A 21,670-nucleotide genomic window follows, 5' to 3' on the forward strand; every position below is an offset into this window, starting at 1 on the left:
GGGGGCGCTGTGAACCCCTCCATGGGCGCTACTTTTGCCATCCATGGCAAAAGACCCCCTCTGCGACCTGTCTCCGGCGCCCTTACGAGTCAGCACATGCGCGCCAAGGAGCCATCACTATGCAAATGATCGATATCGAGCAGATCCCGGCGGGCATCACCCCTCCGCCCATCCGGGTCGGCGATAGCACAATCGCTGAGGAAGCCATCGCCCGCGAGATGCAGTATCACCCGGCGGACAGTGCCGGCAACGCCCAGCTCAAGGCGGCCCGCGCGTTGGTGGTGCGCGAACTGTTGCGCCAGCGCGCCACAGAGCTCGGTCTCGACGTGACGGGAGAGGAGGAAACCGACCTGGCGATCGCCGCGCTGCTCGAAAGGGAGCTGGACGTTCCTGAGCCTAGCGACGACGACTGCCGCCGTTTCCATGCCGCCGCGCCGACCCGTTTCAGTGAGCCTGACCGGATACGAGTACGTCATGTACTGCTGGCCGCCGCTCCTGACGATGCTGAGGCTCGCGACGCCCAGTATCGGCTTGGCCAGGAACTGATCGAGGCGCTCAGGACGGCGCCCGAGCGTTTTACCGAATTCGCCCAACGCCATAGCGCCTGCCCATCGAAGGACGAGGGTGGTGAGCTGGGCTGGCTGACACCGGGCCAGACCGTCGCCGAACTCGATCGTGCACTTCAGCATCTGTCCGAAGGCCTGCACGAGCGGCCATTGGCATCCCGCTACGGCTGGCATGTGGTCATCATCGACGAGCGCCGCGAGGTGCATGAACTGCCCTTCGAACAGGTTGCCGAGCGAGTTCGCCATACCCTGCGTGAACAGGCCACTCGCCGCGCCCTGCGCCACTATCTGCTGGCGCTCGAGGCCCGAATTGGTGTCGACGGTATCGTTCTCGATGAAGATGCCGATGGCTCACTCATGCAATAGGACATCCCTATGGCCCATGTTCATGCAGACGCACCCTTCGTGCCGCTCGGTATCGCCGTGCTGACCGTTTCCGACACTCGCGGTTTCGACGAGGACGGGCAGCGGTGATCTGCTTGCAGCGCGGCTGATCGAGGCGGCCACGCCGGTCGAGGGAGTGCAGTGTTGCGCAATGCATTCCTGCCCAATGCCCAGTTCGGCGGTTGAACCGACTCATCCATCTCAAGGGAGGCAAGATGCCCAGTAAGCCGAATGAGATCGATAAACGTCAGCACCGCAAGCCACGCACCCTGGTGTATTCCTGCTCGGGGTGCTCCGATGTCGCGCAACTGGCCAATGAAGTGGCACTGCGCCTCGATCATGGCGGTGTCGCCGAGATGTCGTGCATCACCGGGGTGGGCGGTGGCGTTCCCGGCCTGGTGCGCTTGGCGCGCTCAGGGCGCCCGATTGTCGCCATCGACGGCTGCCAGATGCACTGTGCCAGCCATTGCCTGGCCAACGCCGGCGTCACCCCCACTGAACACGTCAAGCTTTACGAACAGGGCCTGCGCAAGCGCAAGGGCAGGCTGTACGACGAGGTGACCATCGAAACGGTCACCAAGGGTGTCGGTGAACTGATCGCGCGGCTGCCCATCGATACGGACGTCGAGATCGAGTGAATGCGCTCATCGGCGCCATGGACCATAAGCCCGAGCGCCATCACTTCACCACCGACGGCGACGTGCAGGTGGTTCGATTCATGAACTGACGGGAGGCTAGGTAACAAACGGTCTAGCATCCTCTTGTGTCGTTGACGTTGCCGAGTTGTATCGCTAAAGTATGAACCAACAACACCCCCCACGCTTCCCGTAAGATCAGCGCACCATGGGGGGTTACTTTTTGTGTGGCCTATGAAATACGACAAACCTGCTCTGACCTATGTTGAACAACTTGCCCGGCTCAAGCAGCGTGGTATGCAAGTGGGCGACGAGCCCAGAGCCCTTCATTATCTCGCTCATTTGAATTACTACCGGCTCGCTGCGTATTGGCTCCCCTTTGAAGAAGATCATGATAGCCATCGGTTCAGGCAAGGCGCGTGTTTCGAAACCATACTCGACCACTACCTATTCGACCGGGAGCTGAGGTTACTGTTACTCGATGCCATTGAGCGAGTCGAAGTCTCGGTGCGCGGTCATTTTGCATATCAAATCGGTCGTCGACACGGCGCCCACTCACTGTTGCAAAGTAATCTCTTCAAGGACAGCGGGAGATGGTGTTACCGCAATGGACTTGCTGGGCTATTACGTGACGTGCAAAACAATCGCGAAATCTTCATCAAACATTTTCGCGATCAATATGAAGAGCCGTTGCCGCCTATCTGGGCTGTCGTTGAAATCATGAGCTTCGGTCAACTCTCCAAATGGATGGATCATTTGGCACACCGAGAAGACCGTAATGCCATTTCGCGGGTTTATGGCCTGGATGAGCGGTTGCTGATCTCCTTTCTGCATCACCTCAGTGTCGTGCGTAACCACTGTGCTCACCATGCTCGGTTGTGGAATCGGGAGTTGGCGGTCAAATTTGTGTTGCCACGTGATCCCAAGGAACTCGGAGAAAGCCTGGTTTCCTTGCCTGGTGAATCCCGTCAGCGGCGGCTCTATAACACCTTGACGATGCTGGCCTATCTACTTGATTGCATTAGCAGAAACCATCACTTTCGGCAACGATTGGCAGAGCTCATGGAGCGTTATGCCATAGATGTTGGCTGGATGGGTTTCCCTGAAGATTGGCAGAACCGGCCGCTTTGGAGCCATTGACGTCGAATCCTGTCCGTTGCTTGGCGATAATGTCGTGTCTATATGGATAAGGAAATCACGATGCTCAACCAACGCGCCCTGGCGTACCTGGGCGAAGTGATTCGGCGCGGGTCGCTGCGCAAGGCGGCGGCCTATCTGGACATCGATGCGTCGGCGGTCAGCCGGCAATTGAAGGGTCTCGAGGAGTGCCTTGGGGTAGCCGTGCTCGAGCGTCATGGCAATGGCGTGCGCGCGACGCAGGCGGGCCGGCTGCTGGTCGAGCACTACCATGCCCAGCGCACCGCCGAGGAAGCCGTGCTGTCGCAGCTCATGGCCTTGCAGGGGCTGGAGCGTGGCGAGGTGCGCATTGCGGTGGGTGAGGGCTTCATCGCCGATCTCATCTCCGCGCCGTTGCAGTCGTTCATGGCCGCCTTTCCGGGCATCGAGCTCGAGGTGCTGATGGCTGGTGTCAACGAGGCGATATCGCTGGTCAAGGATAGCGAAGTCGACTTGGCCTTGTTGTACGCTCCGCCGGTCGACCCTCTGCTGCATCCCCATGTCGAGACCCGCCAGCCGCTGGATCTGATCGTACCGCCCGAGCATCCGCTACTGGCGCTCGGGCGACCGGTGACGTTGGCCGACCTGACGACCTGGCCACTGGGACTGATGGATAACTGCTTCGGCATGCGCCAGATGGTCAACCTTGTGGCCCAACAGGAGCGGGTGCATCTCCAGGCCCGGCTGCGCACCAACTCGGTGGCGGTGCTCAAGAACTTTGTGCGCTCTGGAATCGGCGTGACCTTCATGCCTGAGTTGACGGTGATGGAGGAGATCCGCCAGGGAGATATTCGCGTGTTGCCCATGGCACACCAGGCCTTGAATGGCGCACGGGCGCAAATCGTGAGTCGCGGAGGGCGTGAGCTGACGGTGGCGGCCCAGGCTTGCGTCGATCATCTGCGCCGGGGCATGCGTTTCTTCAACGCCGACTCGCCGCGTCTGCTGGATGCTCAGGGTGTTGCATTAAAGGCAACATAAGTGGGATTGCATAGTCAACGGCGCAATAGTTAGCCTGCTTGCTGCAAAGTCCTAATGAGTAGCGGAGATCTCCGCACCACGGGTCGACAACAATAAGGAGTTCCTATCCATGTCACCGACTTCCCGTTTTCCACTCAAGACACTGGCGTCGGCGTGCCTGCTGAGTGCCGTCTCCCTGGCCGGCACCTCCCAGGCGGCGACCACCGTCAACCTTAGTTACAATGGGGCGCCCGATCCCGACAAGAACGCCGTGCATGTCTTCGCTACCAACCTCAAGGAACTGGTGGAGGAGAAGACCGGCGGCGAGATCGAGCTGAAGCTTTATCCCAACAGCATGCTGGGCGAGGAACAGGAGCGCATGGAGCAGACCATGAACTCCCCGAGCCTCAACGTGGCGTCTTTCGCCGGGATGTCGCCGCTGGTGCCCGAGGTTTTCGTCAGCGCCATTCCGTTCCTGTTCGAGGACTTCGAGGATGCGCGTGAGTTCTTCGACGAAGGCGAGTATTGGCAGGAGGTCGAGAATGCCCTGCGCGAACGCACCGGCATCGAACTGCTGGCGGTAGTCGAGGAAGGCGGCTTCCTGGCCTTCACCAACAACCAGAAGCCGATCCATTCGCCGACCGACTTCGAAGGCTTGCGCTTCCGCGCCATGGACCCCAGCCAGGTAGCGCTCTACGAGGCCTTCGGCGCCTCGGGTACACCGATCCCCTGGACCGAGGTCTACATGGCACTGCGCACCGGGGTGGCCGATGGCCAGATGAACCCGCCGATGTACATCATCCTCGGCAGCCTTTACGAAGTGCAGGACTACCTGACCCTGGCCAACATCCAGTACTCCGACCAGTTCCTGGTCGGCAACGGCATGATGATCGACGGCTGGGACGAGGACACTCGCGAAGCCTTCCTGGAGGCGGTCGCCGAGGCCAACGTCATGGCCCGTGAGCACAATGAGGCGAAGGTGGACGAACGCATTGCCTATCTCGAAGAGCAGGGCATGGAAGTCATCCGCCCCTCCGGCGAGGACTTGACGGCGTTCCGAGAGCAAGGCCAGCCAGCCTATCTCGACTGGCTCACCGAGGAGCAGGGCATCGACCAGCGTTGGATCGACATGGCGCTGCAGGATGCCGGTATGGTGCAGCTGGCTGAGTGATTCCTAATATCGGCAGGGGTTCTCCCTGCCGAGTTTCCGATGATTTCGTGGATGCCGATATGAGTTCGCTTCGCTCGCGGGTGCTGGCGGTTAGCCGTCCTGTGTCGCTGTTCGTCGCCAGTGCACTGCTGCTGATCAATCTGGCCGTGATCCTGTACGGCGTGTTCATGCGCTACCTGGCGGGTGGCGCGCCGATCTGGACGGATGAACTGGCACGCTTCCTGATCATCGGCAGCGTGATGCTCGCGGCAGGCGCGGTATGGGTGGAAGGCGGCCATATGCGCGTTGCCTTGATCGAGCGCCTGTTGCCCACTCCATTGTGCCGGCTGCTCCGTCTCTACCAGTGGCTGCTGACGCTGTGCCTGGTCATCGCCGGGGCGATCTTCAGTTATCGCTATGCCCAATCGGTGTCGATGTTCACTACGTCGGGGCTGGGCATCAGCCGCACCTTGCCGATGCTGTCGCTACCAGTCGGCTTCGGTCTTCTGGCCTGGCAGGCGCTATGGTACGGGCCGGCGCCGCTGCCGTCCCAGGCGGAGGAGGCCGTATGACGTTGACCATGCTCGCGGTCTTTCTCGCGCACGTACTGCTGGGGTTGCCGCTATTCCTGGCCTTGTTGGTCACGGCGGCGGTCGGCTTTCTGTTCGTCGATTTGGCGATGCTGCCGCGCATGATGCCGCAGCAGTTCTTTGGCGGCATCAATGTGTTCTCGCTGATGGCGATTCCGCTGTTCATTCTGGCCGGCAACCTGATGAACGCCAGTGGCCTGACCGAGCGACTGATGGGCCTGGCGCGGTTGATGGTGGGGCACCTGCGTGGCGGCATGGGGCATGTCAACGTGGTATCGAGCGTATTCTTCGCCGGGGTCAACGGCTCGGCGGTAGCCGATACCTCGGCGCTGGGCTCGTTACTGGTACCCTCGATGCGCAAGGAGGGCTATTCGACAGCCTTCGCAGCCGGGCTGACGGCTGGCAGTTCGCTGATCGGGCCGATCATCCCGCCGAGCATCTTCATGATCCTGTATGCCTCGCTGACCAATACTTCGGTCGGCGACCTGTTCCTGGGGGGCGTGATCCCGGGCCTGATCCTGGGGCTTGCATTCATGGCCATGAATGCCTGGTATGCCTGGCGCAAGGGGATGGCGACACGCGGGCAATGGCCCTCCCTCGGCGAACTGGGCATGGCTGTAGTCGGGGCGTTACCGGCGCTGATCGCGCCGTTCATCATCGTCGCTGGCATCGTGATGGGTTTTGTCACGCCGACCGAGTCGGGGGCGCTGACCGCGCTCTATGTCGCCCTGTGCGGTGTGCTGCTGGGTCAGTTGCGGCTGGCGGACTTCTGGGAGGCGGTCATCGTCACCACGCGGCTGACGTCGGCGATCTTCCTGATCATGGCCGCCGCGGCGACGATCAGTTGGCTACTCTCTTATGCCCAGGTGCCGACACAGTTCGTATCGCTGCTTGCGCCGTATGTCGAGCAGCCGGTACTGGTCCTGCTGCTACTGAGTGCCATCACCTTCGTCACTGGCATGTTCATGGAAGAGGTCTCGGCGCTGATGCTGTTGACACCGATCTTCTCGCCGGTGGCGATGATGGCCGGCATCGACCCGGTGCACCTCGGCATCATCATCACCCTCAATATCACCATTGCCCTGATTACGCCGCCGATGGGTGCCTGCGTGTTCGTCGCCGCGGCAGTCAGCCGGCTCGAGATCACGGCGCTGTTCCGCACCATCTGGCCGTTCGTGCTGATGGCGTTGCTGGTGCTATTTCTGCTGATCCTGTTTCCCGGCCTGACGCTGTGGTTGCCCACGGTGCTCGGCTAGGCTCTATGTACGACTGCCTTGGAATTCCCGCATGACCTTGTCCGACTCTCATCTTGGCGCTTGGGCCAAGACATCGATCCCCCACCTCGCCGAGCCGTGCTGGGACGATCTGAGCCGCCTGCCGATCGAGCCCAGCGACGAGCCGCTGGTGCCGATGAGCCTGGCACCGGAACCGGTCAAGGTGTTTCCCGCCTATGCCCGGCTGGGCATCCCCGGCGCGGTACCGGAGTGCTACGTTCGCGAAAGCGTCTACCGGCGCTTGCTGGCGGTGGCCCGGGCGCTACCGGATGGCATTGGTCTGGTGGTGCTGGATGGATGGCGCCCTTGGCGGGTGCAGCAGTACCTGTTCGATACCCTGTACGAGACCATCCACACCCACCGCCCCGAATTCGACGAGGAAACGCTTCTCGAGCGTACCCGCGAATTCGTCTCGGTGCCCAGCCGCGATCCGTTGGCGCCGAGCCCGCACCTCACCGGTGGGGCGGTGGACGTGACGCTATGCGACGCAGACGGTCTGATGCTGGATATGGGTTCATTGTTCGACGAGGCGAGCCCCGCCTCGCACAGCGACTATCTCGAGCGGTTGGAGAACCTCGACGAACACCAGCGTCATGCTCGCGACCATCGCCGGCTGCTCTATAACGCCATGCATGCCGAAGGCTTCACCAACCTGCCCAGCGAGTGGTGGCACTACGACTACGGCGATCAGCTGTGGGCCTATTATGGTGGCCATGACCGGGCGCTTTACGGGCCCACCGAGCTCGACACTATCGAAAGCCGCTGGCGGCGACAGTTGTAGTGGTCAATCAAGCCGATGTCAGAGTCTATCTCTGCATTCATGCAAAGTAGGCTTTCACATGTTGCCAATGTTTCTTCATCGGTGAACAGGCTACAGTCACAGACATGTAGCAAGGCAAGGGTGTGAAGGCACTCACTTTGCCGCTGCGAATCGGGCAACTGCGCATCGGGGAGGTGCACCATGTTCTATACAGGAGACCCTGATCTACAGGCGATTGAACGGAGCAACCTGCAATTGCGTGCCAAGGCGTTCGCTAGTCTGTTGCCTTGGTTGGCACGTAATACCGCCGCGTTGATGAGGTGGTTGTCCCATGTCACGGCGAGGTCGCTCGCACTACCTACCGCAATGGGTCAAGCAGCGGTTCCAACCCGTTATGGTCGATCTCGTGCATTAGTTGCAGTAGTTGGCCGATCTCGCCGGGCGGGAAGCCTTCCCGGGCGAACCAGTTGAGGTAGGATCCGGGCAGATCAGCGATCAGCCGGCCTTCGTATTTGCCGAACGGCATCTTGCGGGTGACCAGCTTCTTCAAGTCTTCGGGGGCCATGTGCCGCGCTCCTTTGCCGTGTTGTTCCATGGTGTCATCGCACCTGTCTTGGTCGCCATTACTCTACGGTGCCAGGCTGCGAACCGGCAACTCTGTTAATGTGATGTGATCGGGTAGCGAAGGAGAGCCGACATGGGCAAGACGTCACATAATGGGGCGCTGGATGAGGCGGACGATCCCTACTTGTGGCTCGAGGAGGTTAACGGCGAGCAGGCGCTGGAGTGGGTCAAGGCACGAAATGCGGTGGCCCAGACTCGACTGGAAGCCGCCGCCGATTTCGAGTCGCTACGCAGCGACCTGCTAGCCATCCTTGATTCCGATGATAGGATCCCCTTCGTCGCCAAACGCGGCGAGTACTACTACAACTTCTGGCAGGACAAGGATCATCCACGAGGCCTGTGGCGGCGCACCACACCGGACGAGTACCGCAAGCCGCAGCCTGAGTGGGAAACCTTGATCGACCTCGATGCCCTCAATGCCGCCGAGGGTGAGAATTGGGTGTGGCACGGTGCTCATTGCCTCAAGCCACGAGACCCGGACGAGCCCTACCGGCACTGCCTGATTTCATTATCGCGGGGTGGTGCCGACGCCGACGTGACCCGAGAGTTCGATCTCGTCGACAAGCGCTGGGTCGACGACGGCTTCTTCCGCGCCGAGGCCAAGGGAGCGCTGAGCTGGATCGACAAGGACACCGTTTATGTCTATACCGATTTCGGCGAGGGCTCGCTGACCGCGTCGGGTTATCCGCGCATCGTCAAGGAGTGGCGGCGCGGCACACCGTTGAGTGCGGCGACCACGGTCTACACGGGCGAGCCGGATGACATGTCCATCGGCGCCATGCGCGATCACACCCGTGGCTACGAGCGAGACTTCGTCGTTCGTTCACGGGCCTTCTACGACAATGAACTCTACCTGCGCGCCGAGGATGACACACTACTCAAGATCGAGGTGCCCAACTCGGCCCGCAAGCAGGTGCATCGGCACTGGCTGATCCTGGAATTGCGCGAGCCCTGGAGTGTCACGGGCGAGACCTATCCTGCCGGGGCGCTGCTGGCGGCAGATTTCGATGCCTTCATGGCTGGTGAGCGTGAGTTCCGGGTGCTGTTCGAGCCCAGCGAGACCACCTCGCTGGCGGCCACCACCTGGACTCGAAATCATTTCATCCTCAACGTCCTGGATAACGTCAAGAACCGGCTGTATGTGCTTACCCCTGGAGATGGGGAGTGGGCGCAAGAGCCGCTTGCCGGTGCTCCCGGGATCGGAACGGTGAGTGTGAGTGCGGTGGATGACGAGGAATCCGACGACTATTTCATGATCGTCACCGACTATCTCACGCCGACCACACTGTTTTATGGGAGGGTCGGCGAAGCACCGCATAAGCTCAAGTCGGCCCCGGCGTTCTTCGAGGCCGAGGGACTGGCTGTCAGCCAGCATTTCGCCACCAGCCGGGATGGTACTCGTGTGCCGTACTTCATGGTGGCCAGAAAAGACATCAAGGCCGATGGCAAGAACCCGACGCTGCTTTATGGCTATGGTGGCTTCGAGATCTCGCTGACGCCCGGCTACAGCGGTGGGGTCGGTCGGGGCTGGCTCAGCCAGGGTGGCGTCTATGTGGTCGCCAATATCCGCGGCGGCGGCGAATATGGCCCGCGTTGGCACCGCGCCGCGCTCAAGGCCGAGCGCCACAAGGCCTACGAGGACTTCGCCGCGGTCGCCGAGGACCTGATCGCGCGCGGCATCACCTCGCCCAGGCATTTGGGCATCCAGGGCGGCTCCAACGGCGGTTTGCTGGTGGGCAACATGCTGGTGACTTATCCACAACTGTTCGGTGCCGTGGTCTGCCAGGTGCCGCTACTCGATATGCGCCGCTACCACCGCTTGCTGGCCGGTGCCTCGTGGATGGCCGAATACGGCGATCCCGACAGCGACGACTGGCATTTCCTGAGCCACTATTCGCCCTATCACAATCTCTATGCCGAAGCGGATTATCCACCGCTACTGCTGCTGACCAGCACGCGCGACGACCGCGTCCACCCCGGCCATGCACGCAAGATGATGGCGCGCATGAGCGAGCAGGGGCATCGGGTGCTCTATTACGAGAACATCGAGGGTGGCCACGGCGGGGCGGCCGACAACCGCCAGCAGGCTTACATGCAGGCGCTGGCCTATACCTTCCTCAGGCAGGCACTGTTCCCGCGACGCCCTATTCGTAGGTGACCACCAGGAAGGCCAGTAGCTCGTCATCGCTGTCGTTCTCGATGGTGTGTTCCTGGTCTGCGTGATAGTGCGCCGAATCCCCCGCGGCCAAGTGGCATGCGTTGTCGCCGGCAATGATCCGGGCACTGCCCCGGCTAATGGTCAATAATTCTCGAGTACCCTCGAAATGCGGCGCACTGTGCAGGCTGGCATGAGGCGCGATGCGCAGTTCGTAGAACTCGACATGCTTCTCGAGGTGAAGCGGCGAAAGGGTGCGGATGCGGCACTCGTGATCATCGCGGAACAGGTGAGTGGTGTCGTTGCCGCGTATCACCTCGATGCTGGAGGTGGTCCAGGGCTGGTCGACCAAGTCGCCAATGCTCAGTCCGAAGGCCTGGGCTATGCGCAAGGTCACCGCGAGGGTGGGATTGGCACGTCCCCGTTCGATCTGGCTAAGCATCGAGCGGCTGACCCCGCAGGCGGACGCCAGCTGGTCCAGGGTCAGGCCCCGTTTCTTGCGCAGCTCGATAACGCGATCGCACAGCAACTGACCGCCGCCATCCTCCTGTCTCGATGGTGTCTTGGTCACTCGGGCCCCTCCGTTAAAATCCAATATAGTGGATAAATTTCCTGCATAGGGGATTTTCTACTATGCTGGAATTTCTTCCTTTATGGTAAACGCCCAGGCAGGGATTACCAGCGAAGAGGCCATTCACAAATTCAAGGAGGCGGCAGATGAAGGCACTGGTCAAGCGAGAGGCAGCACCGGGGCTGTGGCTGGAAGAGGTACCCATGCCAGAGGTCGGCATCAACGACGTATTGGTGCGCGTGAAACGCACGGCCATCTGCGGTACCGACGTGCACATTTATAACTGGGATCACTGGGCGCAGAAGACCATTCCCGTGCCCATGGTGGTGGGCCACGAGTTCGTCGGCGAGATCGTCGAGGTCGGCGCCAACGTCAACGACTTCCACCCGGGCCAGATCGTCTCAGGCGAGGGCCATGTGGTATGCGGGCGCTGCCGCAACTGCCTGGCCGGGCGCCGCCACCTGTGCGCCCACACTAGCGGCGTGGGTGTCAACCGTCCCGGGGCCTTCGCCGAATACGTGGCCCTGCCCATGTCCAATGTGTGGGAGCACAAGCCGGGCATCGATCTCGACGTGGCCGCGCTGTTCGACCCCCTGGGCAACGCCGTGCACACCGCCTTGCAGTACGACCTGCTCGGCGAGGACGTGCTGATCACTGGCGCCGGGCCGATTGGCGCCATGGCCGCGGCGGTGTGCCGCCACGCTGGCGCGCGCCACGTGGTGGTCACCGACCTCAACCCGCAACGTCTCGAACTGGCCCAGCGCCTGGGTGCCACCCGCACCGTGGACGTGCGCCACGAGAAGCTCTCCGACGTGCAGCATGAGCTTGGCCTCGCCGAGGGCTTCGACGTGGGGCTGGAGATGTCCGGCAGCCCCGCCGCCTTCCGCGACATGCTGGCCAACATGTGCCACGGCGGCAAGGTGGCAATACTGGGTATTCCCACCGAGGAGATGGCCATCGACTGGAACACGGTGATCTTCAACATGCTGACGCTGAAGGGCATCTACGGCCGCGAGATGTACGAGACCTGGTACAAGATGTCGGTGATGGTCGAGTCCGGTCTCGATATTTCGCCGGTGATCACCCATCGTTTGCCCTATACCGAGTTTCAGCGCGGCTTCGATGCCATGCTGAGCGGAGAAGCGAGCAAGGTCGTTCTCAACTGGGAGTCATGACATGTACGGAGCCTTTCAGCAGCACCTTCGCGACGAGCTAGAGGCCATCGAGAATGCCGGCCTGTTCAAGCGGGAACGCGAACTGGCCACGCCCCAGGGCGCCCATGTGGGCGTGGCGCGGGATGGCGAGGTACTGAACCTCTGCGCCAACAACTACCTGGGGCTCGCCCAGCACCCGGCGGTCAAGGCGGCGGCCCGGGCCGGCCTGGAGGAGTGGGGATACGGGCTAGCCTCGGTGCGCTTCATCTGCGGCACCCAGACCCTTCACAAGCAGCTCGAGGCGAGGCTTAGCGAATTCCTCGGCACCGAGGACACCATCCTCTATCCGTCCTGTTTCGATGCCAACGGGGGCCTGTTCGAGACGCTGCTCGGCCCCGAGGATGCGGTGATCTCCGACGAGCTCAACCACGCCAGCATCATCGACGGGGTGCGCCTGTGCAAGGCCAACCGCTATCGCTACCGCAATAGTGACATGGCCGACCTGGAAGCCCAGCTGCAGGCAGCCGACAAGGCAGGCGCGCGCTTCAAGCTGATCACCACCGATGGCGTGTTCTCGATGGATGGCTACATCGCCAAGCTGGACGAGATCTGTGACCTGGCCGAGCGCTACCACGCCCTGGTGCATGTCGACGACTGCCATGCCACCGGCTTCCTCGGCGAGGGCGGGCGCGGCACCCACGAGTACCGGAATTGCCTGGACCGGGTGGACATCCTCACCGGGACGCTGGGCAAGGCCTTGGGCGGCGCCAGTGGGGGCTACACCAGTGGCCGCCGGGAAATAGTGGCACTGCTGCGCCAGCGATCGCGTCCCTACCTGTTCTCCAACACCGTGGCGCCGCCGGTGGTCGCTGGGGCGCTCAAGGCCATAGAGCTGGCAGGGGAATCCAGCGAGCTGCGGGACCGACTCAAGGAGAACACCGCCTTCTTCCGCCAAGGACTCGAGGTTCTGGGCTTCGAGTTGCTCCCGGGAGAACATCCCATCGTGCCGGTGATGCTGCATGATGCCGCTTTGGCCGTGCGCTTCGCCGAGGCGATGCTGGAGGAGGGCGTCTACGTGATCGCCTTCTCTTACCCCGTGGTTCCCAAGGGCAAGGCGCGTATCCGCACCCAGGTGTCGGCGGCCCTGACGCGTGACGATCTGGAGTTCGCCCTGGCGGCCTTCGGCCGGGTGAAGGAGCGCCTGGGTCTGAGTGGTGACATTTAGTTCTTGGCGGTGCCCGGGCGGGTGTTCCCTTTCGCCGTCAGCCGAAAGGGAACACAGACTTGCTCGCGCCGGCGTTTCAATAGCCGTGGCTACGATCAGCCAGTCCAATCAAGGGCTTGCCCTCGCCAACCAGGCACAGGGATGACTATGATGGGACACCACCACTACTCTATGGTGAGCTTTTCTCCTGCCGCCCGACGAGGATTCCCATGCCGTCAGTCTTTTCTCGCTTGAAGGAAGTGGCCTCTCCCACCATCGGCTTGGGCTGCATGAACCTTTCTCATGGTTATGGCAGCCCGGTACCCGAGTCCGAGGCGCTGCGCGCCCTCGATGAGGCATTCGACATCGGCTATCGCCACTTCGATACCGCGACCCTGTACGGGGCGACGGCCAACGAACGGTTGGTGGGCAAGGCGCTAGAGGGCAAGCGCGACCAGATCCTGCTGGCCAGCAAGTGCGGCATGGCCATCGATCCACAGCTCGGCAAACGTGTGATCGACGGGCGTCCCAAGACGATCCGGCAGCAGTGCGAGGCGAGTCTCAAACGCCTGCGCACTGACCATCTGGACCTGTACTACCTTCATCGCCTGGATCGCCAGGTGCCCATCGAGGAGAGCGTCGGCGCACTGGGGCGGCTGGTGGAGGAAGGCAAGATACGGGGAGTCGGGCTGTCGGAGGTCTCCGCCACCACTTTGCACCGCGCCAGGGCCGAGTATCCCATCGCGGCGGTGCAGTCCGAATATTCCATGTGGACCCGCAACCCCGAGATCGCGCTGATCGCGGCGTGTCGGGAGGCGAACACGGCGCTGGTGGCCTTCAGCCCCCTGGGGAGAGGCTTCCTGGCTGGGGCCGTCAAGGATCCTGCAAGCCTTGAGGAGAGCGACATGCGCCGCAACATGCCGCGCTTCAGTGCCGAGAACTACCCCAGGAACCTGAGCCTGTTGGGAGACTTCATGACCGTGGCAAGCGAACTGGGCGTGACACCCAGCCAGCTGGCGCTAGCCTGGCTCAAGGCACAGGGGGATGACGTCATTCCAATCCCTGGGTCCCGCTCCGTCGAGCATATGCGCGAGAACCTCGCGGCTGAAACCCTCAGATTGGATGCAGCGACCGTCACTCGACTGAACGCCATGATGACACCGGAGCAGGTGGCAGGCGCCCGCTACAGCGAGGCGCAACAGGCGGATATCGACACCGAAGAGTTTGCATAATCGAAAAAGTCGACAAGCTGATGAGCTTCCGCAACTAACTCAAGAGCTGCCTGGGCGAGGCCGGCAAGACCCGAGCCCGGCTGGCCGAGTCGGTAGTAGAACAAGTAGATCAGCGTTACATGCCGGTAGTAACGGAGCAAAGAGAACGATCACGGATCCGCCCACATCCGCAGCAGATTGGCCAGGCTCTTCGTCAGCATGTCGAAGGTGCGGGTCTTGCCGCTCTCCTCGAATACCTGGCGCCGTGTGGTATCGAGATCGAAAAGAATCTCACGCTGCTGGGGATCGCGAACCTGGCTCTGGGCCCAACCGACAGCGGCCAGTCGCTGGCCACGGGTCACCGGCTCGACCCGGTGCAGGGTCGAGGAGGGATAGAGGATCAGGGCACCGGCGGGCAGCTTGTAGGTCTGCTCGCCGGCAGTGGAGTCGATGAGCAGTTCTCCACCGTCGTAGCTATCGGGGTCGTTGAGGAAGAGAGTGAAGGACAGGTCCGAGCGCATGGCGCCTTGTGGCGTGCCCATCACCGCATCATCGACATGGTTGCCATAGCTCATGCCTTCCTCGTAGCGGCTGAACATCAATGGCTTCATGCGCTTGGGCCGGGCGGCCATATGGAAGAGTGGGTGGCGTTGCAGCTCGGTGGCGATCTCCTGGCGCAGGGCGGCCACTTCGGGCTGACGGCCGTCGGCCTGCTGGTTGAGTTTGACTGTCCGTGCGTGCCATCCCGCCGTTTCGCGACCATCGCGGAAGGGGACGTCGGCCAGGGTGGCTTGCACCCGCTGCAGCAGTTCGGTCGGGATGACCTGGTCGATGCATAGGATCACGGTAGGCGCTCCACTCGAACGAAATGCCGTTAATTATAAACAAGTGTGAATGGTTTGCATTAAACTTACGCAGCCGGCACCCTCTATGCTGGCAGTCGAACCGGCCTTCACGGCCGAGCGCCATGGCAAACGCAATGAATAAGGAAATCCCCATGTCCAACAACACTCGTACCAAGCTCTGGGTCGGCGTCGGCACATGCGTCCTGCTGGGCACCAGTACGGCCAGCTGGGCGGAGACCGAACTCTCGCCCGAGTTCACCCAAGGCCCCGATACTCTGATGCTCGCCCACAACGACCAAGGCGGTGAAGGCGGTGAAGGTGGCGAGGGCGGTGAAGCCGGTCACCACGAAGAAGGCGGCGAAGGTGGTGAAGGTGGCGAGGGCGGTGAAGCCGGTCACCACGAAGAAGGCGGCGAAGGTGGTGAAGGTGGCGAGGGCGGTGAAGCCGGCCACCACGAAGAAGGCGGCGAAGGTGGTGAAGGTGGCGAGGGCGGCGAAGCCGGCCATGCCGAGGGCCCTGACCCGTTCGCGGTCTTTGCTTACTTGAACGCTTCCGCCGGTGGTGAAGGCGGCGAAGGTGGCGAAGGTGGTGAAGGTGGCGAAGGTGGCGAAGGTGGCGAAGCCGGCCATCATATCGATGCCAGTAACCCCGGCGTCTATTACACCACCCTTGCCATGATGCAAGGCCACCTCGAGGTCGCTCGCGAGCTCTACCAGGAGGGTGAGCAAACCGCATCACAGCCGCACTTCGGGCATCCCATCGATGAGCACTACGAAGGTCTGGAGCCTGCCTTCGAGCAACGCGGTGTCGAGGGCTTGGAAGACACCTTGCAGGCTTTGGTCGATGAGGCCCGTGAAGGTGGCGAATGGGGTGAGCATGAAGATGCCTACGACGCGGCGGTTAGTGCGATCGAGTCCGCCATGCAGGACGTCGACGGTGAGCTGCGCGAGGATGTGACCTTCCAGAGCCGCGTTCAGTTGGCACTGTTGCGCCAGGCCATGCACGAGTACGAAGAAGCGGTCGACGATGGCCAGTTCGTCAACGTTGTCGAGTACCAGGATGGTCGTGGCTTCATGCTCGTCGCCAGGTCCCTGCTCGATGCCCAGGCCGAGCTCTTCCAGGCCAGCGATGCCGAGGCCTTCGATGAGTTGGTGTCGGCCTATGACGAAGCCTTGAAGGCATGGCCGTCAGCCGAGGCACCTGAATCACCGGTGATGAGCTACGGTGAACTCTCGGCCACCATGTTCAAGCTCGAATCACAGCTCGGACAGTACTAAGGGCCGTTCTGATGAGAGCGGACATCGTCCGCTCTCTTGATCGAGGCCTGAGCTCGGGTGACCACCCAATGTGGCGCCTGGGCCGGGCCTTTCTCATGTCTAGGCCGTGAAAAATCGGCCGCCTGGATATTTCATCATCGATCATGGCGGGGAATGCCGATCCTCCTCCCGGCCAGGGGTGGCCATTCTCCATCGGCGGGGCGTGGCAGGACGGCAATGCGCTCAGCTACGGCCTCGGGAAAGGCCCCGGGCCGGCCGCTTTCGGTACTCATGCCCATCAACATCTGTTCGCTGGTGGCCAGTTCTCGGTCTTCGCCATCACGCATCGTAAAGAACACGTGCAAGCGCTTGGCATCGTGATCGAGCAGCATCAGGTCAACCGTCAACGGCTCGTCTTCCTGGGCCTCGCTGCGATAACAAAGGTGCGTTTCCAGCGTGTAGATCGTATAGGCATGACGGGCGCGCCCTTCGGCATCGAGGCCGATGTGCTCCATCAGTGCCTCGACCGCCAGTGAGAAGACCCGTGCATACTCAGCGTCGTTCATATGGCCGTTGTAGTCGACCCATTCGGGGGCTACACGGGTTTCCAGCAGTGTCATCGGGTGCATCTCTCCGTGCCCTCGGTTTCCGGCCAGTATTGGGGTATCAGGAGCAGCGGTTCAACCTGGTGGTTTCCACTCGAGTCGACGTCAATCGTCGAAGAAGTCTTCGGGAACTTCCTTCTCCCCTTCGTCCTCGCTGGGAAGAGATTCCCGGCACATCCGGGCGGCGCGGTCGAGGGCGGCGGAAGCGCCGGCCAGGTGGAAGCCCAGGTACCAGGGCTCCTCGTCGTTGTCCATTTTCAGGCGCAACACGTCGCCGACTCGCATCTCGTGCAGCAGGCGATAGATATCGGAAGTCTGGAAGCTGGCATAGCCACCGCTGTCGCCGCGTTCGCGGGTCAGCGTCACCTCGCTGTCGTGTCTGGGGGCACGATCGACACGCATTGCCCCTTGGCTGGCCTCGATGGTTTCGTTACGGGCGGAGACTTCGCCCATTTCGACCCTCAGTTCCAACTGCGGGCGGCAATCATCGGGAACGAAGAAAACGGAAAAGGCGGTATCCGGGTAATCGCTCAAGTTGCTGGCCCGGAAGTAGCGCTCTTCGCCAAGCGAGAGTTCCATGGAAGTCCAGTAGCCGCTGTCCTGGATACGGCTCTGGTTGAACATCAATGCCGAGGATTGACTAACCAGGCCGAGGGTGAGTAGTCCCGCCAGGGCAGAGGGCATCAGGGATTTCATAGTCTTATCTTCCGGCAACACAAAATCGCAAGGGTACCCTATGAAAGGCTCGGTGCGGGAGATGAGACCATGGCTTTTCTCGCCGATGATCTTGCCGTTCCGCACCTCGCCAGCCATTCTGATGCTGCTTGTGGTTATGAAGATCGATAGAAGTCTTGCGAGCCGTGTGCTCCAAGGAGGCTATTCATGCGCGCCTTGAGCGGCATGCTTGCCGTGTCATTGTTACTGGTCTTGTCGGGGTGCGCTTCCACGGTTGACCCGCGGGATCGGGCCATCGAGCTGACGGCGGGACAGGCGCAACATGGCTTTCTGGGACCGGGTACCGATATCTATGTATTCACTCTGGACGAGCCATCCTATGTCGTGCTCGAAAGCCGGGTGGCGATTGCCAGCAGTATGTCGGTAGATCCCCATGCGGAGCTGTACGATGCCGAGGGACGGGTCGTGATGCGTGACTGGCGTAGTGGCGAGTGGGACAACTTTCGTATTGCCACTTCCTTGCCGGCCGGTACCTGGTATCTGCATGTCCATGACAGTCAGGGTTGCTTTTCGATGATGGACGACGACTGCTTGGAGGGGGATCGCAGCTACGAAGTGAGCCTCGAAGTCACTACGCCACCCCCCTGAGGCCATCGGAGCGCTGCTGGCGTCGGCGCGAAACGCACTCCCACGCTTTCTCGTGGAAGAAATAAGCCACGGTATTTACGGTGGGCTCGAGCATTGCGATCAATCCGCCAAGCACCCAGCTTCCGGTCAGCAGACAGGTGACACTAAAGGCCACACTGAAGTGCACGACAGCAAAAGTGGCGGTCTTGATCATCTGGCATATACCCCTGTTTCTTTTCCCCAAGGTAAGCCAAGGACAGAAATCGCCACAGTCAATTGGTTTTATTGAATCAATAGTCTTGCTTCATTCTCCGTTCAACCGCGTAATGCCCGGCTGACCCGTATCCACTCGGCGATCAGGGTATCGAGAATCTGCGAGCGTTGGTCGTCGATGAGCTCGCCTTGGGCATCGAAGGCCTCGGCGGCATGCGGCACGCTGAGCTGCTGAGGCAATACGTGCACGCCGATGTTGCCCAGCATCATGCGCAATGCCACCAGTCCTCGCTGCCCGCCGGTGGCACCGCCCGACGCCGCGCACAACGCCGCTACCTTGCCACGGTAGGCGCTCAGCCTTGGTTCGTCCGGGTGTTCGCGTCGCGATATCCAGTCCAGCGTGTTCTTGAGCAGTGGCGTAAGACTGCTGTTGTATTCCGGCGCGGCAATCAGGAAACCGTCGCAGTCACAAAAGAGACCTTTGAGTGTTCTGGCCGCTTCCGGCAGGCCCTCGCGAGCTTCCAGGTCACCATGATAGAGCGGCATGGGGTAGTCGGCGAGATCGAGAAAACTGACGTCGGCGTCATACTGTCTGGCGCGAGAAGCGGCGAGTCTGGCCAGGCGCTTGTTGAGGGAGTCTTGCCGGGCGCTGCCGGCGAAACACAGCAGGCGAGGCTGGTCGTTCATGCGGTGTCTCCTGTCATGCCACGAAGCGGCGAAGTTTTCACCATAGCGTCCGGTGGCGAAAACCCCAAGATATTGCCTCCGCGAAGTGCTAATCAAAGTGAAGAAGGGTTGGACAGCGTGGCGTTCATGGGCATACTTTCTTATATAGAGCAGGGTAATTAGGGTAACGTAGGGAACGTTGAGGGATAACAATAATGATGCCCGGGATATGCAGCGGAACGCGGCGCTTCATGGTGCTGTCAGTGGTGTTTCTGGCACTTTTCGCGTTGACACTTTCTTCTTCGGTTCGCGCCAATCCACGTTATGCGTCGATCGTCGTCGATATCGCCAGCGGCGAGGTGCTGCATGCGGCGAATGCCGATGCTACCCGTTACCCCGCATCGCTGACCAAGATGATGACGCTCTACTTGCTGTTCGAGGCCCTGGAAAACGGGCGGGTGACGCTGGATCAGCCTCTCCCGGTGTCGCGTCATGCCGCGTCCATGCCGGCTTCCAAGCTGTGGCTGAAGGCGGGAAGCAGCATCAAGGTACGCGACGCGATTCCGGCCCTGATCATCCGCTCGGCCAATGATGTGGCGGCAGTGGTTGCCGAGGCCTTGGGGGGGACCGAATCCGCATTCGCCCGGTTAATGACCGACAAGGCGCGGGAGATGGGCATGAATGCGACCCGCTTCCGCAATGCATCAGGCTTGCCGGACGATGGCCAGGTTTCCACGGCTCGTGACATGGCGATGCTGTCGATGCGACTAATGAACGACTTCCCCCAGTATTACCACCACTTCTCGCGACCCCGTTTCACATATCGTGGCCAGACGATCAAGGGCCATAATCGCCTGCTCACCAACTACGATGGTGCCGATGGGCTCAAGACCGGTTATATCCGAGCCTCCGGCTTCAATGTTGCCACCTCGGCGGTACGCGATGGCCGCCGCATCGTAGCTGTGGTCATGGGCGGTTTCACTGCGCAATCGCGGGATGCCCACATGGCCGATCTGCTCGATCGCGGTTTCGTGCGTGCCTCCCTGCTCAGTGGAAGGGACTGGATTGCCAGCGCCGATATCTCGGGCAATGTCGAGCCGATATCCGCATCGTCGCCGCCTTCGGTGGCGCAGCAGGATCGTATCGCCGAGCTGGCGAGCAGCCGCCAGACATCGGTTCAGCCAACCGGCTCCACCGTTTCCACGCCTGCGACACGCATCGAGAGTTCATTCCTGGCCGCGACCCAGGTCGTGTCGAGCGCCGAGCCGTTGCGTATTTCCATGAGCGACGCTATCGACACCATGCCTTCTGACGATCCCATCATGGCGCTGGTCAACCGGGTCGAACATGGCCAGGGAAGTGACTACGAGTACGACCAGGGAAACGACTACGAGATGGGGGGTGATTGGGCGGTGCAGGTAGGGGCCTTCCAGGATGCCGACATGGCGCAGGACCTGGCAGCGCGCGCTGCCGGCTACCTGCAAGATGAGCGGATGCGGGCGCGAGTCGCCGTCACCGAGGCGCCGGAGCGCCAAGTCTTCCGTGCCCGGCTGGTCGATCTGGAAGAGCAGCAGGCGCGCAACGCTTGCGATCAACTGGCACGGCAGGGCATGGAGTGCCTGGTGGTGAGGTAGAGATGCCGCCTGGCCAAGATACGCCCGTCGCTTCGAAACTCGATTACCAAGAGTGGCCCTCACCGTGCGAGCCAACGGCGAGGGCACCCAACTACCGGCTTACGACTCGATAGGCGCGCGCCAGTCGTCGGACCCGGAGGTGCCGGCGACGGTGTGTTCCCAATCGATCTTGCGGTAGGCCAGTGAGACATCCATCAACTGGGTGAACTCGGCCTTGGTGGCGTCCTGGGCATGCGGCATGCGCAGGTTGATGTCGACGATGGTGGCGTCGGTCAGGGTGGTGGTGAAGAAGTGCTCCTGCTTGCCTTCCACCGAGGTGCGGTACCATTTCAGCGTGACGGTGGGCAGCATTTCTCCGGAAGCCAGGGCGTTGTACATCAGCGGTACGGCCTTGTTCAGCGCCACGGTGAAGATGAACGGCCGGTGAGCGCGCTGACCGGACGGCTGGCCGGATTGCGGGTCGGTGGGCACGGTGACGATGTGCTTGAACTCCTGTACCAGCATCTCGTCCTCGTGGCCCTCGACGTAGATATTGCCCACGGAGTCCGGGGTGAAGGCACCAGCGGTGATGTTGCCCTGGGTCTGGCCTTCGATGCTGATATAACAAGGGGTTGGCATGAGTCTGCTCCTTGACGGAATGAGTGATGAGATGTCCGTTTGGACACCCTGTTAAGGGCAGATTGCGTGCCAGCTTAATCTAATATAAGAATAATCAAACGCTTGCCGATATCGCTTTTC

The 21,670-nt window shown here is 61.5% G+C and carries 23 protein-coding genes; 15 read left to right on the plus strand and 8 right to left on the minus strand.

From position 1 onward, the window contains the following. Positions 1-119 precede the first annotated feature (119 nt). The 8 genes from IE093_RS16225 to IE093_RS16265 all read left to right on the plus strand — a co-directional run bounded on the left by IE093_RS16225 (position 120) and on the right by IE093_RS16265 (position 7,513). Positions 120-932 carry a peptidylprolyl isomerase gene (locus IE093_RS16225; RefSeq protein WP_189470999.1) on the plus strand — a complete coding sequence of 271 codons (813 nt, stop codon included), beginning with the start codon at positions 120-122 and terminating at the stop codon, positions 930-932. A 233-nt stretch (positions 933-1,165) separates the two neighbouring features. After that, entirely contained in the window at positions 1,166-1,588 is a 423-nt protein-coding gene (locus IE093_RS16235; RefSeq protein WP_189471001.1) for a putative zinc-binding protein, read from the plus strand. Between the two features lie 231 nt (positions 1,589-1,819). After that, positions 1,820-2,725 (plus strand): Abi family protein, encoded by a 906-nt coding sequence (locus IE093_RS16240; RefSeq protein ID WP_189471002.1) that lies wholly within the window; start codon positions 1,820-1,822, stop codon positions 2,723-2,725. 60 nt (positions 2,726-2,785) lie between these two features. After that, on the plus strand, positions 2,786-3,739 hold the full coding sequence (locus IE093_RS16245; protein ID WP_189471004.1) for a LysR family transcriptional regulator: 954 nt from the start codon (positions 2,786-2,788) through the stop codon (positions 3,737-3,739). A gap of 109 nt (positions 3,740-3,848) precedes the next feature. After that, positions 3,849-4,889, plus strand: coding sequence for a TRAP transporter substrate-binding protein DctP (gene dctP, locus IE093_RS16250; RefSeq protein WP_189471006.1), 1,041 nt, complete (start codon positions 3,849-3,851; stop codon positions 4,887-4,889). Between the two features lie 59 nt (positions 4,890-4,948). After that, positions 4,949-5,440, plus strand: coding sequence for a TRAP transporter small permease (locus IE093_RS16255; RefSeq protein WP_189471008.1), 492 nt, complete (start codon positions 4,949-4,951; stop codon positions 5,438-5,440). Then, on the plus strand, positions 5,437-6,714 hold the full coding sequence (locus IE093_RS16260) for a TRAP transporter large permease (RefSeq protein WP_189471010.1): 1,278 nt from the start codon (positions 5,437-5,439) through the stop codon (positions 6,712-6,714). The genes IE093_RS16255 and IE093_RS16260 overlap by 4 nt, the downstream gene beginning before the upstream one ends. A 31-nt stretch (positions 6,715-6,745) precedes the next feature. Continuing rightward, positions 6,746-7,513, plus strand: a complete 768-nt coding sequence (locus IE093_RS16265) for a M15 family metallopeptidase (protein ID WP_189471012.1) — start codon at positions 6,746-6,748, stop codon at positions 7,511-7,513. 337 nt (positions 7,514-7,850) lie between these two features. Here IE093_RS16265 and IE093_RS16270 read toward each other — a convergent pair whose 3' ends face one another. Next, on the minus strand, positions 7,851-8,057 hold the full coding sequence (locus IE093_RS16270; RefSeq protein ID WP_189471014.1) for a DUF3820 family protein: 207 nt from the start codon (positions 8,055-8,057) through the stop codon (positions 7,851-7,853). 132 nt (positions 8,058-8,189) lie between these two features. On the opposite strand from IE093_RS16270, the gene IE093_RS16275 reads away from it, so the two are divergent. Next, positions 8,190-10,274, plus strand: coding sequence for a prolyl oligopeptidase family serine peptidase (locus IE093_RS16275; protein ID WP_189471016.1), 2,085 nt, complete (start codon positions 8,190-8,192; stop codon positions 10,272-10,274). On the opposite strand, the gene IE093_RS16280 is transcribed toward IE093_RS16275, so the two are convergent. Further along, on the minus strand, positions 10,261-10,842 hold the full coding sequence (locus tag IE093_RS16280; protein ID WP_229803660.1) for a helix-turn-helix domain-containing protein: 582 nt from the start codon (positions 10,840-10,842) through the stop codon (positions 10,261-10,263). The genes IE093_RS16275 and IE093_RS16280 overlap by 14 nt on opposite strands. A gap of 146 nt (positions 10,843-10,988) precedes the next feature. On the opposite strand from IE093_RS16280, the gene tdh reads away from it, so the two are divergent. The 3 genes from tdh (at position 10,989) to IE093_RS16295 (ending at position 14,432) form a co-directional block, all read left to right on the plus strand. After that, positions 10,989-12,017 (plus strand): L-threonine 3-dehydrogenase, encoded by a 1,029-nt coding sequence (tdh, locus tag IE093_RS16285; protein ID WP_189471018.1) that lies wholly within the window; start codon positions 10,989-10,991, stop codon positions 12,015-12,017. A gap of 1 nt (position 12,018) precedes the next feature. Beyond that, entirely contained in the window at positions 12,019-13,221 is a 1,203-nt protein-coding gene (gene kbl / locus IE093_RS16290) for a glycine C-acetyltransferase (RefSeq protein ID WP_189471020.1), read from the plus strand. 209 nt (positions 13,222-13,430) lie between these two features. Beyond that, entirely contained in the window at positions 13,431-14,432 is a 1,002-nt protein-coding gene (locus IE093_RS16295; RefSeq protein WP_189471022.1) for an aldo/keto reductase, read from the plus strand. Positions 14,433-14,581: 149 nt separating this feature from the next. Here the strand turns inward: IE093_RS16295 and IE093_RS16300 are convergent, their stop codons facing one another. Beyond that, entirely contained in the window at positions 14,582-15,256 is a 675-nt protein-coding gene (locus IE093_RS16300) for a Fe2+-dependent dioxygenase (protein WP_189471024.1), read from the minus strand. A 152-nt stretch (positions 15,257-15,408) separates the two neighbouring features. Between IE093_RS16300 and IE093_RS22680 the strand changes: the two genes are divergently transcribed. Then, positions 15,409-16,533, plus strand: coding sequence for a hypothetical protein (locus IE093_RS22680; RefSeq protein WP_189471025.1), 1,125 nt, complete (start codon positions 15,409-15,411; stop codon positions 16,531-16,533). A gap of 134 nt (positions 16,534-16,667) precedes the next feature. Here IE093_RS22680 and IE093_RS16310 read toward each other — a convergent pair whose 3' ends face one another. Next, entirely contained in the window at positions 16,668-17,132 is a 465-nt protein-coding gene (locus IE093_RS16310) for a thioesterase family protein (protein ID WP_189471027.1), read from the minus strand. A gap of 90 nt (positions 17,133-17,222) precedes the next feature. Further along, positions 17,223-17,813: a hypothetical protein gene (locus tag IE093_RS16315; RefSeq protein WP_189471029.1), complete on the minus strand. Its 591-nt coding sequence runs from the start codon at positions 17,811-17,813 to the stop codon at positions 17,223-17,225. A gap of 186 nt (positions 17,814-17,999) precedes the next feature. Here IE093_RS16315 and IE093_RS16320 point away from each other — a divergent pair, with 186 nt between their 5' ends. Continuing rightward, positions 18,000-18,440, plus strand: a complete 441-nt coding sequence (locus tag IE093_RS16320) for a hypothetical protein (RefSeq protein WP_189471031.1) — start codon at positions 18,000-18,002, stop codon at positions 18,438-18,440. On the opposite strand, the gene IE093_RS16325 is transcribed toward IE093_RS16320, so the two are convergent. Together IE093_RS16325 and IE093_RS16330 are read right to left on the minus strand one after the other, a co-directional pair. Beyond that, positions 18,424-18,633: a DUF2061 domain-containing protein gene (locus tag IE093_RS16325; RefSeq protein ID WP_189471033.1), complete on the minus strand. Its 210-nt coding sequence runs from the start codon at positions 18,631-18,633 to the stop codon at positions 18,424-18,426. The two genes, IE093_RS16320 and IE093_RS16325, sit on opposite strands and share 17 nt — an antisense overlap. 101 nt (positions 18,634-18,734) lie before the next feature. Continuing rightward, complete coding sequence (locus IE093_RS16330) at positions 18,735-19,319, minus strand: NADPH-dependent FMN reductase (protein ID WP_189471035.1); 585 nt, start codon at positions 19,317-19,319, stop codon at positions 18,735-18,737. 194 nt (positions 19,320-19,513) lie between these two features. Between IE093_RS16330 and IE093_RS16335 the strand changes: the two genes are divergently transcribed. Next, the gene (locus IE093_RS16335; RefSeq protein ID WP_189471037.1) at positions 19,514-20,932 is read left to right on the plus strand and encodes a D-alanyl-D-alanine carboxypeptidase; all 1,419 of its coding nucleotides are present in this window, start codon (positions 19,514-19,516) and stop codon (positions 20,930-20,932) included. 99 nt (positions 20,933-21,031) lie between these two features. On the opposite strand, the gene IE093_RS16340 is transcribed toward IE093_RS16335, so the two are convergent. Continuing rightward, positions 21,032-21,550: an Hcp family type VI secretion system effector gene (locus tag IE093_RS16340; protein ID WP_189471039.1), complete on the minus strand. Its 519-nt coding sequence runs from the start codon at positions 21,548-21,550 to the stop codon at positions 21,032-21,034. Positions 21,551-21,670 lie beyond the last annotated feature (120 nt).

It is taken from the genome of Litchfieldella qijiaojingensis, from assembly GCF_014651875.1.
Taxonomy (GTDB): domain Bacteria; phylum Pseudomonadota; class Gammaproteobacteria; order Pseudomonadales; family Halomonadaceae; genus Litchfieldella; species Litchfieldella qijiaojingensis.

What these genes read in the sequence shown, in the direction of transcription:
- IE093_RS16225 (WP_189470999.1), top strand. Translation starts at nt 120, where the DNA reads ATGCAAATGATCGATATCGAGCAGATCCCGGCGGGCATCACCCCTCCG.
- IE093_RS16265 (WP_189471012.1), top strand. Translation starts at nt 6,746, where the DNA reads ATGACCTTGTCCGACTCTCATCTTGGCGCTTGGGCCAAGACATCGATC.
- IE093_RS16310 (WP_189471027.1), bottom strand. Translation starts at nt 17,132, where the DNA reads ATGACACTGCTGGAAACCCGTGTAGCCCCCGAATGGGTCGACTACAAC.
- IE093_RS16275 (WP_189471016.1), top strand. Translation starts at nt 8,190, where the DNA reads ATGGGCAAGACGTCACATAATGGGGCGCTGGATGAGGCGGACGATCCC.
- IE093_RS16255 (WP_189471008.1), top strand. Translation starts at nt 4,949, where the DNA reads ATGAGTTCGCTTCGCTCGCGGGTGCTGGCGGTTAGCCGTCCTGTGTCG.
- IE093_RS16260 (WP_189471010.1), top strand. Translation starts at nt 5,437, where the DNA reads ATGACGTTGACCATGCTCGCGGTCTTTCTCGCGCACGTACTGCTGGGG.
- IE093_RS16315 (WP_189471029.1), bottom strand. Translation starts at nt 17,813, where the DNA reads ATGAAATCCCTGATGCCCTCTGCCCTGGCGGGACTACTCACCCTCGGC.
- IE093_RS16320 (WP_189471031.1), top strand. Translation starts at nt 18,000, where the DNA reads ATGCGCGCCTTGAGCGGCATGCTTGCCGTGTCATTGTTACTGGTCTTG.
- IE093_RS16295 (WP_189471022.1), top strand. Translation starts at nt 13,431, where the DNA reads ATGCCGTCAGTCTTTTCTCGCTTGAAGGAAGTGGCCTCTCCCACCATC.
- tdh (WP_189471018.1), top strand. Translation starts at nt 10,989, where the DNA reads ATGAAGGCACTGGTCAAGCGAGAGGCAGCACCGGGGCTGTGGCTGGAA.
- IE093_RS16270 (WP_189471014.1), bottom strand. Translation starts at nt 8,057, where the DNA reads ATGGCCCCCGAAGACTTGAAGAAGCTGGTCACCCGCAAGATGCCGTTC.
- IE093_RS16235 (WP_189471001.1), top strand. Translation starts at nt 1,166, where the DNA reads ATGCCCAGTAAGCCGAATGAGATCGATAAACGTCAGCACCGCAAGCCA.
- kbl (WP_189471020.1), top strand. Translation starts at nt 12,019, where the DNA reads ATGTACGGAGCCTTTCAGCAGCACCTTCGCGACGAGCTAGAGGCCATC.
- IE093_RS16335 (WP_189471037.1), top strand. Translation starts at nt 19,514, where the DNA reads ATGATGCCCGGGATATGCAGCGGAACGCGGCGCTTCATGGTGCTGTCA.
- IE093_RS16240 (WP_189471002.1), top strand. Translation starts at nt 1,820, where the DNA reads ATGAAATACGACAAACCTGCTCTGACCTATGTTGAACAACTTGCCCGG.
- IE093_RS16330 (WP_189471035.1), bottom strand. Translation starts at nt 19,319, where the DNA reads ATGAACGACCAGCCTCGCCTGCTGTGTTTCGCCGGCAGCGCCCGGCAA.
- IE093_RS16340 (WP_189471039.1), bottom strand. Translation starts at nt 21,550, where the DNA reads ATGCCAACCCCTTGTTATATCAGCATCGAAGGCCAGACCCAGGGCAAC.
- dctP (WP_189471006.1), top strand. Translation starts at nt 3,849, where the DNA reads ATGTCACCGACTTCCCGTTTTCCACTCAAGACACTGGCGTCGGCGTGC.
- IE093_RS16325 (WP_189471033.1), bottom strand. Translation starts at nt 18,633, where the DNA reads ATGATCAAGACCGCCACTTTTGCTGTCGTGCACTTCAGTGTGGCCTTT.
- IE093_RS16245 (WP_189471004.1), top strand. Translation starts at nt 2,786, where the DNA reads ATGCTCAACCAACGCGCCCTGGCGTACCTGGGCGAAGTGATTCGGCGC.
- IE093_RS22680 (WP_189471025.1), top strand. Translation starts at nt 15,409, where the DNA reads ATGTCCAACAACACTCGTACCAAGCTCTGGGTCGGCGTCGGCACATGC.